Origin of the sequence: Rhodoplanes sp. Z2-YC6860, assembly GCF_001579845.1 — a bacterium.
Taxonomy (GTDB): Bacteria; Pseudomonadota; Alphaproteobacteria; order Rhizobiales; family Xanthobacteraceae; genus Z2-YC6860.
Genome location: NZ_CP007440.1, coordinates 6,656,441 through 6,669,494, shown reverse-complemented (window position 1 = coordinate 6,669,494; position 13,054 = coordinate 6,656,441). Strand labels below are relative to the sequence as shown.

14 protein-coding genes are annotated in these 13,054 nt (G+C 63.1%); 9 read left to right on the top strand and 5 right to left on the bottom strand.

Annotation, left to right across the window (positions count from 1 at the left end; all coding sequences use genetic code 11):
* Positions 1-10: 10 nt before the first annotated feature.
* Positions 11-742: a dienelactone hydrolase family protein gene (locus RHPLAN_RS31155; RefSeq protein ID WP_068026741.1), complete on the bottom strand. Its 732-nt coding sequence runs from the start codon at positions 740-742 to the stop codon at positions 11-13.
* Positions 743-945: 203 nt separating this feature from the next.
* Here RHPLAN_RS31155 and RHPLAN_RS31150 point away from each other — a divergent pair, with 203 nt between their 5' ends.
* From RHPLAN_RS31150 to RHPLAN_RS31130, 5 genes are all read left to right on the top strand, one after another.
* Entirely contained in the window at positions 946-1,467 is a 522-nt protein-coding gene (locus tag RHPLAN_RS31150; RefSeq protein ID WP_198164580.1) for a DUF421 domain-containing protein, read from the top strand.
* 11 nt (positions 1,468-1,478) lie between these two features.
* Positions 1,479-1,970, top strand: a complete 492-nt coding sequence (locus RHPLAN_RS31145) for an HAD domain-containing protein (protein ID WP_068026735.1) — start codon at positions 1,479-1,481, stop codon at positions 1,968-1,970.
* Between the two features lie 117 nt (positions 1,971-2,087).
* Complete coding sequence (locus RHPLAN_RS31140; protein ID WP_068026733.1) at positions 2,088-2,594, top strand: YciE/YciF ferroxidase family protein; 507 nt, start codon at positions 2,088-2,090, stop codon at positions 2,592-2,594.
* A gap of 34 nt (positions 2,595-2,628) precedes the next feature.
* Positions 2,629-4,188 carry an FAD-dependent oxidoreductase gene (locus RHPLAN_RS31135; protein WP_068026729.1) on the top strand — a complete coding sequence of 520 codons (1,560 nt, stop codon included), beginning with the start codon at positions 2,629-2,631 and terminating at the stop codon, positions 4,186-4,188.
* 9 nt (positions 4,189-4,197) lie between these two features.
* Entirely contained in the window at positions 4,198-4,818 is a 621-nt protein-coding gene (locus tag RHPLAN_RS31130) for a cysteine hydrolase family protein (protein ID WP_257730313.1), read from the top strand.
* Positions 4,819-4,936: 118 nt separating this feature from the next.
* On the opposite strand, the gene RHPLAN_RS31125 is transcribed toward RHPLAN_RS31130, so the two are convergent.
* From RHPLAN_RS31125 to RHPLAN_RS39895, 3 genes are read right to left on the bottom strand one after another with little or no spacing between them, the layout of a single operon-like run.
* Entirely contained in the window at positions 4,937-5,899 is a 963-nt protein-coding gene (locus tag RHPLAN_RS31125) for an ABC transporter substrate-binding protein (RefSeq protein ID WP_068026726.1), read from the bottom strand.
* On the bottom strand, positions 5,896-6,897 hold the full coding sequence (locus RHPLAN_RS31120; protein WP_198164579.1) for an ABC transporter substrate-binding protein: 1,002 nt from the start codon (positions 6,895-6,897) through the stop codon (positions 5,896-5,898). Before RHPLAN_RS31120 ends, RHPLAN_RS31125 begins: the two co-directional genes overlap by 4 nt.
* 14 nt (positions 6,898-6,911) lie before the next feature.
* A complete protein-coding gene (locus RHPLAN_RS39895; protein WP_068026720.1) occupies positions 6,912-7,847 on the bottom strand; it encodes a Vgb family protein in 936 nt (311 codons plus the stop codon).
* Positions 7,848-7,900: 53 nt separating this feature from the next.
* Here RHPLAN_RS39895 and RHPLAN_RS31110 point away from each other — a divergent pair, with 53 nt between their 5' ends.
* From RHPLAN_RS31110 to RHPLAN_RS31095, 4 genes are all read left to right on the top strand, one after another.
* The gene (locus RHPLAN_RS31110; protein WP_068026716.1) at positions 7,901-8,317 is read left to right on the top strand and encodes a VOC family protein; all 417 of its coding nucleotides are present in this window, start codon (positions 7,901-7,903) and stop codon (positions 8,315-8,317) included.
* 243 nt (positions 8,318-8,560) lie between these two features.
* Complete coding sequence (locus RHPLAN_RS31105) at positions 8,561-8,965, top strand: DUF1330 domain-containing protein (protein WP_068026713.1); 405 nt, start codon at positions 8,561-8,563, stop codon at positions 8,963-8,965.
* Between the two features lie 359 nt (positions 8,966-9,324).
* Positions 9,325-10,302, top strand: a complete 978-nt coding sequence (locus RHPLAN_RS31100) for a Bug family tripartite tricarboxylate transporter substrate binding protein (RefSeq protein ID WP_068026711.1) — start codon at positions 9,325-9,327, stop codon at positions 10,300-10,302.
* 97 nt (positions 10,303-10,399) lie between these two features.
* A complete protein-coding gene (locus tag RHPLAN_RS31095; protein ID WP_068026708.1) occupies positions 10,400-11,416 on the top strand; it encodes a TRAP transporter substrate-binding protein in 1,017 nt (338 codons plus the stop codon).
* Between the two features lie 95 nt (positions 11,417-11,511).
* Here RHPLAN_RS31095 and RHPLAN_RS31090 read toward each other — a convergent pair whose 3' ends face one another.
* Positions 11,512-13,038 (bottom strand): UbiD family decarboxylase, encoded by a 1,527-nt coding sequence (locus RHPLAN_RS31090; protein WP_198164578.1) that lies wholly within the window; start codon positions 13,036-13,038, stop codon positions 11,512-11,514.
* Positions 13,039-13,054: the final 16 nt, after the last annotated feature.

The following is a 13,054-nucleotide window of genomic DNA, read 5'->3' as shown; positions in this document are numbered from 1 at the left end:
GCGTAACGTCTCAGAGCTTCTTGTTGAACGCGTCCTGGATGAACTCGTCGAGCATCCGGAAGGTCTGATGCGCGGCGCCGGCGTGATACTCGGCGACGCCTTTCATCATGGTCTCTTCCTCGGCGAACGAGTGCAGCCGTCCGCCGAAGTCGAGCAGCTGCCAGTTGGCGCCGGCGCCGTCCATTTCGGCTTCCAGCGCATCGCGGTCGGCCTTCGGCGCCACCGGATCCTTCGAGCCGTGGATGACGAACACCGCGGCTTTGACCTCGCCCTTCTTCGCCGGCATCGTGGTCTGCAGGTCGCCGTGCAGCGACACCACCGCGTCGAGGTCGGCGCCGGAGCGCGCCAGCTCCAGCACGTTGCCGCCGCCGAAGCAGAAGCCGACCGCGGCCTTCTTCGAAGCATCGCCGATGCCGCGTTTATTGGCTTCGACCACGAGGCACTCCAAAGCCGCGTTGACGCGCTTGCGTCCTTCGACGCGGTCGGCGCGCACCGCCATCATCCAGTCTTGCGACGTGGGCGGGCCTTCGCAGGTCTTGCCCTCGCCATACATGTCGACGACCATCGCGACATACTTGTCGCCCGCCATCTTCTGGGCGCGCTTGATCGCGGGCTCGGTGACGCCAAGCCAGTTCGGCATTATCAAGAGGAGCGGGCGCTTGCCGCCGATCTTCTCGTTCCACACCAGCGCATGCTTGGCTTTGACGTTGCCGCATTGCGCATCAAAACGCTCGACTGTCACGTTGTCCTCCCAATGACCGATCGTATAAGTGATGTTGCGTGGCGCGTAAGTTCCGGACTCGACAGGGCGGAGTCAACAGGCCCCTGACTTGATCGCTTTGACGGCGCATAAAGTTCGACGTAAGCCGAGAACCCTTTCGGCTGGCGGATGTTTATCGCCTTGCAACCAGCCCGTTCCCACGAGTTTGTATGCGAGGCGACACAATGGAAAGGCTGTTCAGCCAGATATCAGGCGTGGCGGATTCCGTCCTGGGGCTATCGCTGAAGGCCGAGGAACTGGGCTATGGGCACATGGCGGCCAGGGCCTTGCTGATGTACGTGACCCTGATCGGGGTTATCCGCGCCGCGAAAAAGCGGTTTCTCGGGCAGCCCACCGCCTTTGACATGATCCTGGTCATCGTCCTGGGCTCCATTGCGGCGCGGGCTTTGACAGGGGGCTCGCCCTTTTTCCCGAGCGTTCTCGGGTTGCTCGTGATCGTCGCCGCCCACTGGGTATTCTCCCTTTTGGCGCGCGACTCCCGGTGGTTTAGCAATCTCATCAAGGGACATCCGACGCGGCTGATCCTGGACGGCCGGATCGACCGCAACGCCTTGCGCGCGGCTCACATGTCCGACGACGATCTTGATGAGGAATTGCGGCAGCAAGGCTTGCGCGATCCCCGCGCCGTGACCGAAGCGCGCCTGGAGCGTAGCGGCAAGCTGTCGGTTATCAAGTCGCAGACCTGACGGCATCTCCGATGAAAGTCGTCTTCTTCGATATCGACGGCGTTCTCAACACGCGCCACACACCAAATCCTCGCAAGTTTCCCTATATTGCTGACAAGCGGCTCGTGGCCCGGTTCAGGCGCGTCGTGGCACGGACCAGGGCCAGACCCGTCATGATCTCGACGTGGCGCTTTGACCCGGCTGGCCTGTTCAGCGCCCGGCATCATCGCATTCCGTATCGGGATCTGGTGCCCGACATGCCGCAGCGTCCCCGCGGCGACGAAATCGTCGCGTGGCTGAAGCGTCATCCCGACGTGACCCGTTTTGCGGTGCTCGATGATGATGACGACGAACTGGACGCGCTGCCGTTGTTTCAACCGTCTGCCGCGACGGGCTTCACGCCGGCGGTGGCCAACGCCCTGGAAGCCTATCTGCTTGGAAAGAGCGACAAGGTGATGCGGCGCAACAAGCTGGTTCGCCTCGCCGAAAATGCACTGGACGCGCTGACCGGCCACAAGGGCTGAACGCGCCGACCTTCCATCGGGTTGACCCGCCTCGACGCACCGACCCTGGCAAGGAGGAACACGCGCTCGTGCCGCGCGTTGCCCGCTGAGTTCCCCCGGTGTGCAGAGGAGAAGCTGATGGGCCTGTTCACGAAAGAGATCCACTCGATGGAAGACCTTTATCTCCATGTGTTGCAGGACATCTACTACGCCGAGAACCAGATCAAAAAGTCTTTGCCGGACATGATCGAGAAGGCGACCAACCGGGAGCTCACTGCCGTCCTCAAGGCGCATCTGGAGGAGACCGAGCATCAGATCGCGCGGCTTGATCAGGTGTTCCAGCTCCTCGGGCGTCCGCCGAAAGGCACGAAGTGTCCTGCGATCAACGGCATCATCGAGGAAGCAAACGATATCGCCGGCGAATGCGACGACAAGAAAGTGCTCGATGCCGCGCTGCTCGCGGCCGCGCAGGCCGTCGAGCATTACGAGATCACCCGCTACGGCACCCTCATCGCGTGGTCCGAAGAGCTTGGGAACGAAGCCGTTGCCAAGCTGCTGACCACGAACCTCAACGAGGAGAAGGCGGCAGACAAGAAGCTGACCACGATCGCCGGGAAGAAAGTGAACCTGAAAGCCGCGGGCTGACCGCGGTCCAAGGCAAGCTCTGGAAGGCCACCGTATGAATGTAAACGACGAACGGACGAGGTCGCTCTGGGCCTCACACGGCACGCTCGCGCCGAACGCCCGGCGGCTGTCCAAGGACGTGACCTGCGACGTTGCGGTCGTCGGCGCCGGCATCGCCGGACTTTCAGTGGCTTATGAACTGTCCCATGCGGGAAAAAAGGTCGTTGTGCTGGACCGCGGTGCGATCGGCGGCGGCATGACCTCCCGCACGACGGCGCATCTGGCGCCCATCTGCGACGACGGTGTCGCGGCGTTGGCCAAGATGCGCGGCGAGGAGATGGCGGCCAAGTTTCAGGCGAGCCAGGCCGCGGCCGTCGACCGGATCGAGGCCATCGTCAAACGCCACGCCATCGACTGCGATTTCCGCAGGCTGGAGGCGTTTCTCTTTCCGGCTCCCGGCATGGAATTCAAGGAAGCACGCGAGCAGCAGGATGAAGAATACAAGGCGCTGCGCGCCGCCAATGTCGAAGTGAAAAAGGACAAGGGTGTCAAACTCAAGGGTTACGAGGACGCACCCGTTCTTCGCTACGCGAACCAGGCGACATTCCATCCCCTCGAATATCTGGCCGGACTCATCGCGCAGATCGAAGCCGAGGGTGGGCGGCTTTTCCGCGACAGCCCTGTCATGGAGGTTGAAGAGACCGATGCGCACGTTCGCCTGAAGCTCGAAGGCGGCATGTCCGTCACGGCGCAGCACGCGGTGTTCGCAACCAATTCACCGACCTGCGATTGGGTCGACATCCACAGCAAGATGGCGCCTTACCGGACCTACGCGATGGCTTTTGAACTGCCGCGCGGGACGCTTCCCGATGCGCTCTATTGGGATATGGCGGACCCATATCATTATGTCCGCATCCAGCCGGGTGCGGGCAGCAGCGATATCCTCATTGCGGGCGGCGCCGACCACAAGAGCGGCGAAGCCGACGACGGCGACGTGCGCTTCCAGGCCATCGAGGCCTGGATACGCGAATTGATCCCGAAGCTCGGTGAAGAGAAGGCGCGCTGGTCCGGCCAGGTGATGGACACCATCGACTATTGCGGCTTCATCGGCCGCGACCCGAGCCGCAAGCGCACGTTCATCGCGACGGGCGATTCCGGACAGGGCATGACCCACGGCGCGCTTGCCGGAATCCTTCTCAAAAATCTGGTGATTTACGGCGCGGGCGAATGGTCGGACGTGTACGAGCCGTCGCGCAAGCCAGTCTCCGCGGTGGCGAATTTCATCAATGAAAACGTGACTGCCATCAAGAATTTTGCCGAGTACTTGATGCCAAGCGAAATCGAGTCCGCCGAATCGCTGAAGCCCGGGCAAGGCGGCGTGTTGCGCAGTGGAACGTCGAAGGTCGCGGTTTGCCGGACCCTGGACGGTACGTTGCACAGCCGCTCCGCGGTTTGCACCCATCTCGGCTGCCATGTGCATTGGAACTCGACGGAGCAGTGTTGGGATTGCCCATGTCACGGCTCCCAGTTCGGACCGGACGGCGACGTGCTGAACGGCCCTGCCATTGCTCCTCTTGCCGAGATCAAGAAAACGGTCAGCGAAGCCGCCGAGTAGGGAAGGTTTGTGAACGAGCCGCTGCCCGAGGAAACGGTCCATCTTTGCATCGATATGCAGCGGCTGTTCGGTCCCGGCCGCCCGTGGGCGACTCCTTGGATGGAACGCGTCCTGCCGCGTGTCGCCGACCTCGTGGCGGCGCGTCCCGCGCAGACGGTGTTCACCCGCTTTATTCCGCCCATGGCGCCGGACGACATGCCCGGCATGTGGCGACGCTACTATGAGAAGTGGCATCGCGTGACGCGGGGCGAGATCGATCCGCACTGGCTCGATCTCATGGAGCCCCTCTCGCGCTACGCGCCGCCCGCCACCACGATCGACAAGACGCGCTATTCGGCCTTCGCCGGTTCGCCGCTGCACGCGTTCTTGCAGCGGCACTCCATCAGTTGTCTCGTTGTCACCGGATCGGAGACCGACGTCTGCGTTCTGGCCACGGTGCTCTCGGCTGTCGACTTCGGCTATCGCACCGTGCTGGTGACCGACGCGGTCTGCAGCTCGTCGGACGAAGGCCACGACGCGCTGCTGCAGGTGTATCATCGCCGCTTCAGCCTGCAGATCGAGATCGCCACGGCCGAGGAGGTTCTCGATCAATGGCGCAGCCGGCCACGCCGGATCATTGGCGCCGTCTGAAAAATGAGCCCCGCGCTCTCGCGCAGGACTTTCTCTGCCTTCAGTGCTTCCCGGCCGTGCTCAGTCCGGCCATCTTGCGGTGCTGCTCGGCAAGCATTCCCGCAGCGTGGGCGCCTCCTTACTCGATCACCTCGTCGGCGCGGCTGAGCAGCGTCGGCGACAAGGTCAGTCCCAGCGCATTCGCGGTCTTGAGATTGACGACGAAGAGAAACTTGGTCGCAAGCTCCACCGGCAGATCGGCCGGCCTGCGCCCCTTGAGGAGTTTGTCGACGAAGGTGGCCGATTGCCGGTAGACGGCGGCGATGTCGGCGGAATAGGCCATCAGGGCTCCGGCCTGGGCGGATTCGACGCTCGGCACGAACAGCGGCAGGCGGTGGCGGAGCGCGAGCTCCGCAGCGCGATCGCGCGGCAGACTCGGCTGCACCATCGCCGCCTGCACACCACGCCCGGCGATTTCGGCAAACGCCGCGGCAAGCTGATCCGCGCCCTGGCTCAAGGCAATCGCCGTTTCGAAATTCAGCGTGCGCGCCGCAGTCTCGATCTGCGCGAGGAACGGCTTGTGAAACGGATCGGCGGTGTTGCCGATGACGCCGAGACGGTGTGCGGCCGGCAGCACCTCGCGGACCAGCTCGAGATTCTTGGCTGCAAGCTCCGCGGTCGCGGTGGTCATGCCGGTGATGTTGCCGCCGGGGCGGGCAAAGCTCTGCACGAATCCCAATTCGATCGGATCCTGGGCGGGACACATCACAATCGGAATTTGCGTGGTGGCAGCCTTGGCGGCGACGACCGAAGGTGTCTGGAACGCAGCGATGACGTCGACCGGAAGCGCTGCCAGTTCGCGCGCGAAGACATTGAGCTGCGCCGCAGAGCCGCCGGCGTTGCGGTGCTCCAGCGCGATGTTGCGGCCGTCTTCGTAGCCGAGTTCACGTAAGCCGGCCGTGATCTCGCGCAGGAACAGGCCCGGGTCGGGATTGCCGAGCATCAGAATGCCGACGCGCGGCATGCGGCCGGGCTGCGCCAACGCAGCAACCGGAAATGTCGCTGCGCCGCCAAGCAGCGCGATGAATTCGCGTCGTTTCACTCGATCACCTCGTCGGCGCGCGTCAGGAACGACTCCGGGATCGTCACGCCGATCGCTTTGGCGGCTTTCAGGTTCACCACCAGATCGAATTTCGTTGGCAGCGCGACCGGCAGATCGGCCGGCTTGCGGCCCTTAAGGATTTTGTCGACGTATTCGGCAACCTGCCGGAAGACATCCTGCTGGTTGGCCGAATAGGACATGAGCCCGCCGGCCTTCGGCCACGCCTGGCTGCTGCCGAATGACGGCAGACGATTCTGGATTGCAAGCTCGAGGGTTCCCTTGCGGCTGATGCTGCCTTGAATGATCAAGGCTCCGGCCTGCTTCTCGCGCATCGTGTCGAACACGGGCGCTTGCGGCGTCGATGGGCGGATCACGTACGGATCGATCTGAAGACCAAGCCTGCGGCCGGCGCCGTCGATCTGCGCAAGATAAGGCTTCATGAAGGGATCGGTCTCGTTGGCCAGCACGGCCACGCGCGTGACCGAGGGCAGCACCTCGTGAATCAACTCGACGGTCTTGCCGGCGACCTCAGCGGCGGACGTCGAAGTGCCGGTGACATTGCCGCCCGGCCGGGCAAGGCTTGCGACGAGGCCGGTGCCGAGCGCGTCGCCGACGCCCGCCATCACGATCGGAATGTCCTTGGTGGCCTGTTTTGCCGCCTGGGCGGCCGGCGTGAGGTGCGCAACGATCAGATCCACCTTGAGGCCGACCAGGTCGGCGGCCTTTTCGGGCAGCAGTGCGGCGCTGCCTTCCGCGGAGCGCACTTCGAGCTTGATGTTGCGGCCTTCGATCAGGTCGAGTTGAGCGAGGCCGCCGCGCAGGCCCTCCAGGAATTCCTTGGGGTCAGGGTTGACCGCGCCGGTCAGCAGCACGCCGATCGTCGCGATTTTGGTCTGCTGCGCTTGTGCCGCGACCGGCTTGAAGGCTGCACAGATAACGCAAACGATTGCCACGGCGCCGTTCAGAATGAATTGGCGCCGCACAAGACCCCTCAACATATCAGCCTCTAAAATTAGCCCGGGATCACTTCGCCGATCAGCCCGGCATCCCATTGCGTGAAATACAACCGGCCGTTCGACATCGGCGCGATGCAACGCGCGCCGCTGTTCGGCGTCGGAATGTCGTATTCGCCGACCAGGGTGCCGTCCGGCGCCATGCGGCCGATCTTGTTGGCGAAGTTCGCCGTGTACCAGAGGTCGCCTTCGGGCCCGACGCAGACACCGCGCAGCGACGCATTGGGCGTCGGCGTCTTGTATTCGACCATGCCGCCGTTGCGGTCGATGCGGCACAGTCCGTTCGCCGAGGTCTGCACGAACCAGATCGAACCGTCGGGGTGCACGCACATCGCGCGCGGCTGGCTGCCCTTGGTCGGGATCGGGAATTCAGTGACCTTGCCGTCGACGGTGATGCGGCCGATGTGATCGCCTGCGGCCTCGCTGAACCACAGCGCGCCGTCGCGCACCACGATCGACAGCGGCTTGGTGCCGGGCGAGATGCCGTCCTTGAACTCGGTGAATTTTCCGGCGGGCGTGACGCGGCCGACTTGGCTGATTTCGGTTTCCGAGAACCAGATGTTGCCGTCGGGGCCGCGCATCATGGCGTCGGGGCCGGCGTTCGGCGTCGGCAGCGGAAATTCGGTGATCGCGCCCTTCAGCGTGATGCGGCCGATCTTGTTGCCGCTCTTTTCGGCGAACCAGAGATCGTCGTTCGGCCCGTCGATGATGCCGATCGGTGTCGCGTTCGGCGTCGGCAGCGCGAACTCCTTGAACGAGGAGTCCTTCGGATCGAACCGCCCAATTTTGGACGCGCCGCTTTCGCAGAACCACAGGCAGCCGTCGGCGCCTTCAACCGCGATATAGGGCTTGCTGCCCTCGGTCGGAATGCGGTGTTCGCGGATGGTGGGAGCGGCGACGGTGCGCTGTCGCGAGCGTGTTACTGTGTCTGACATGCGGCGGATGCTATCCAGCCATTGAAACAATCGCAACCAAGCGAAAGCGGACCATGCCCAAGCTCGACGGTATCCTGGAGACCTGCATTCACACGACCGACATGGCGCGCGCCAAGGCGTTCTATCAGGGCGTGCTCGAACTGCAGCCGATCTACAGCGACAACCGGCTGACGGCTTACGCGGTCGCGGGCAACGACGTGCTGCTGGTGTTCCTGAAGGGCGCGACCGGCGAGACGGTGCACTTGCCGGGCGGCGGCGTCATTCCGGGTCACGCCGGCGACGGCACGCTGCATGTGGCGTTCGCGATCGGCAAGGACCAGTTGGCCGCCTGGGAGGAGCGCCTGGCCGCGAAGGGCGTCGCGATCGAAGGCGCGCACACCTGGACGCGCGGCGGCCGCAGCATCTACTTCCGCGATCCGGACGGGCACCTGCTGGAGCTTGCGACGCCGGGATTGTGGTCGGTGTATTAGGCCGCGTACTCAGAAGACGCCGAAGTTCGCTTTGCTTCGATGGCGACATGCCCGTGGATTTCAACGGGTCGAATCCGACGAAGCTCCAGTGTCAGCTTCGGATCATTCCGAGGGCATTCATCGTCAGTGCAAGCCTGACAAGATCGCCATGCCATTGCCGCGTGAATAGCCGTACGCTGTTCCGTTGTCGTCGATCCGACGACAATCAATTCCCAGGGAGAATGCATATCGAGGAGAACGTACATGAAGTCATATTTAGGGTTCGGAATTGCACTACTCGCAGGCGCTGCGCTTGGAGCATCAGGCATCAGTGCGTTACGGGCGCAGAACAAGGCACCCGTCTACCTCGTCACTGAAATCAGCGTCAGCAACCCTGATGCCTACGGTAAGGAATACGCTCCGAAGGCTCAGGCGAGCATCAAGGCGGCTGGTGGAAAGCAAATTGCCATCGGTGGCGCCGGAGGGGCTGGCGCAAGCAAGGTCATCGCGGTCGAAGGTGATCCGCCTAAAAGGGCCGTCATTCAGATCTGGGACAGCCTCGAAAAAATGCAGGCCTGGCGCAACGGAGCCGATTACAAGGAAGCTCGCAAAATCGGTGACAAGTACGCGACCTTCCGCAGTTATGTGATCGAAGGCTTGCAGCAATAGACCAACTCGCCGCACGGAGGAGAGGCCGCCTCGGAGTGGCCTCTCCTTGAATATGCAATACTTTGCCCGCGCACTTTGCTTCGGGTCATTTTTGATCGACGCGCGTTCATGCGCCGGCCTCGTCACACACCGGGATGCGCGGCGGCCGCAGCATCTACTTCCGCGATTAGGACTGTTCGGTCCAACAGCGGCGAGGTAGGCCGGCAGATCCCGAATTGACAGCGCCGGAATGGCCGCGACACTGGCGCCGTTGAAACGTTTCCAGCCGCAGTATATGCCGGAGCTGTAAGGGGAGGGCCGCCGTTCGGTCGCGCGCACTGGGCGCATGGACGGACACGACCTGCGAAGAGGGGCGATCGATGAGGGCTTGGTTTTTCTACCCGCTTGTCGGGGTAGCGGTGATTCTCGCTGGCACCGCTCATACGGCGCAAGCTCAAACCTATCCCACTCAGCCGGTCCGGATCGTCGTGCCTTACGCCGCCGGCGGCACGCCCGACATCCTCTCGCGCGTCATCGCGCCGCAGCTGAGCCAGAAGTTCGGCCAGAGCTTCGTGATCGAAAATCAGGTGGGCGGTTCGGGAATTCCGGCGGTGCAAAATCTGCTGCGCTCTCCGGCCGACGGCCACACAATTTTGATGTCCGACACGCAGACGGTTTTCATCAATCCGTTCCTGCACGAGAGGTTGGCGTATCATCCAGCCAAGGATTTCGCGCCGCTGACCTATGCGGCGAGCGTGCCGCTTTACCTGGCGGTGCAATCTTCGCTGGGCGTGAACACGCTGGACGAACTGATTGCTCTGGCGAAGTCCAAGCCGGGCGAACTGACCTACGGGTCGTCAGGCAACGGTTCAATTCATCACATCGCGATGGAATTGTTCAAATCTCTCGCCGGCGTCGATATCCGGCACATCCCGTATCGCGGTGCGGCCCAGTCTGTGCCCGCCTTCATTCGAGGCGACACGCCCATGGTGCTGGCCGCCTACTCGTCTCTGATGGGCTTCCTCGAAAGCGGGCAGATCAAGCTTCTGGCCATCACGTCGGCAACGCGCGCTCCGGAAACCCCCGACGTCGTGCCGCTGGCTGAACTGCTGAAAACCAAATTCGATTTCAGCTCCGAGATGGGCTTCTCGGTTCGCGCCGGGACATCGCAGGAGATCGTCGATGCGCTGTCGCGGGAGATGGTCGCGGCGCTTAAGGACCGGGATGTCGCAAGCAAGCTGAAAAACGCCGGCGTGGTCATTCACGCCAGTTCGGCAAAAGAATACAGCGACCGCATCAACAAAGAGCTCATAAGCTTTGAGCACGCTGTCAAAGTGTCGGGCGCCAAAGCTCAATAACGACGACAGCCGCAGCGCCCGTCCGGAGCTGCGGTTGACTGGCCGGCCTCGGCGGCGTTGGCATATGATTTGCTAAGCCCTTTGCGGAGCCTCACGAATGATGTCCTTGAAAATTCTCGACCGGATCACCTCCCGCAAGAGCATCGTGATCGCCGGCGCCGCTGCTGCGCTGTTGTCGCTGCAGACGCCGTGCGTCGCTCAAGTCGTATGGCAAATGGCCACCGAATATCCACAGAGCGCCGTCTCCGGCACCGGGCTCGCCACCTTCGGCAAGCTCGTCGCGGAGCGCACCCGTGGCGCCGTGACGACGGCGACGGCGTTCGACAACGCGCTGAAGATCACTTCGGGCGAGATGCTGCGCGCCGCGGCTGAGAAGCGCATCGCCGGCGGTGATCCGTTCGCCGGTCCGCTGGAAGCAGCGGACGCCATCTTTGGCCTGCCGTCGCTGCCGTTCGTGGTGCAGTCGATCGATGCCGCCAAGGAGTTGAACACCAGGGCCCGCCCGCTCTACGAACGCGCGCTGGAGAAGCATGGCGCCAAGCTGCTCTACATCACGATCTGGCCCTCGACCGGCCTCTGGTCTGAGCGGACCTTGCAAAGCGCCGCCGATCTGCGGGCGATCGCGGTACGGACCTATGACAACAGCTCGACCGAGGTGATGCGGGCGGCTGGCGCAACCGCCGAGCCTCTGCCGTTCAACGACGCCGTCGAAAGACTGAAGAATCGCACCCTCAACGCCGTCCTGACCTCGGGGGACGGCGGAGCCGGCCGCAAGTTGTGGGATTATCTGCGCCACTTCACGCCGATCAATTATGCGGTTCCGATCTCGGTGGCGTTCGTGCGGCTCGATGCGTTCAACGCTCTGCCGAAGGACGTGCAGGACCAGGTGATGGCGGCGGCGGCTGAAACGCAGAAGAGCCAATTCGAGCTGCTGGCCAATCGTACGGCCGACAACTATGCGCGTATGCGGTCGAACGGTGTCGGCATCGCCGAGACGGTGCCGGCGTCCGTCATGATAGCGCTCCGGCAGGGCGCCGCCGCGCCGATTGCAGCCTGGAAAACCAAAGTCCCGGCGGAAGCCTCGGCCATCGTTGATGGGATGATCCGGCAGTGATCGGCGACGCCTTCGCGACAGTATTGTCGCGAAGGGTCGAATCCGGACGTCGCTACGGGATGCCGCCGGCGCGTCGCTGCTTTTCGAACGTTTCTCTATTTGAGCAGGTACTCGAAGCGTTTGCGGTTTTCGCGACGTTCCTCGACCGTGCCGGTGATCATTTTCGGATACGAATCCCGCCAATGCCACGGACGGCAGGCATCGATGATGGCGCGGCTGTTGGTGAAATCCTTGAGGGCCCTGCGCTGCGGGTCGATCCGCGGGTCGAGCGGTGTGCTCCACGCGTTGGTGATGATGTCGATGGATGTCGCCGGATCGGACCGGGTGCACATCGCCCAGATGAGTTCCTCGAGATTGGAAACGTCGATGTCGTCGTCGGTGACGATGACGTAGCGCCCTGAGTAGGCCGCGAGGTGGCATTGGCACGCGACGTGCCCCGCTTGCCTCGCATGTCCGCCATAGCGTTGCTTGATCGAGACACCGACGAGGAAGCGTCCGCCTCCGACTTCATGCATCCAGGCGCCTGTGACGTCCGGCACGCCGGCCTTGGTGATGTTCTCGCGCAGCAGAGATGAACGGACGACCGAGAGATAGCGCATGCTCTCGTCGGGCGGCATCTGGTGCGGGCAACCCAGGATGATCGGGTCGTTCCGATAGTGGATGGCTTTGATGTCGAGCAGCGGCTCTTCGCTGTCGTGCGTGCTGTAGTAGCCCGTCCACTCCGCGAACGGCCCTTCGAGCTTGCGGTTGCCCGGCTGGAGAAATCCTTCGATGACGATCTCGGCATTGGCGGGGAAGGGCAGTCCCGTCATCGGACCCTTCACCATCTGATAGGCCTTGCCGCGGATGCCGCCGATCACTTCGAACTCGGACGTTCCGTAAGGCACCTCGATTCCCGCCATCATGTAGGACATCGGGTCGCCGCCGACCACGATGACAACCGGCATGGGCTCCTTGCGGGCCTCGTACTTCATCATCTGGATATGGCCGTGCTTGCCGGGAGAGATGTAGAAGCCGACCGACTTCTTGTCCTGGACCATCACCCGATAGACGCCGCAGTTCACCCAGCCTTCGTCGGGATCGCGGGTGACCAGGTAGGCGCCCGTTCCGATGTAACGGCCGCCGTCGTGCTTGTGCCAGATCGGCGACGGGAATTTCGTGACGTCGATGTCGTCGCCTTGCATCGTGTTTTCGAACACGGGGCCGTCCTCGACGTATTCGACCGGAATCCGCTTGAGGTCCGTCATGTAATGACGGCGCATGCCCTCGGTGAGCTCCAGCTTGGAAAGGTGGAGCGGAAGACCGAGCGTCATGTTCATCCGGCGGCCGGCAAAGAAGTTCGTCAGCACCCTGCTGCCGGGAAGCGATCCGGGGATCTTCGTGAAGACGACGCAGGGAGACTTCTCCTCCTTCTGCACGACCTCGGCGCAGAGCCCGATTTCCCGCTCCCAGGAAAGCCCTTCGACCTCCTTCAATTCGCCGAGCTTCCTGGCTTCATCCATCCATTCGCGGAGATCGGTGTACGGGAGCTTGGGCGCCGCTTCAGCGGCTGGCTTCGCCGGCTCTGACACGGACGCTTTCCCGGCGGACATCGCATCCTCGACCTTGATCCTGGCAGCCATTCGATTTCTCCCTGAT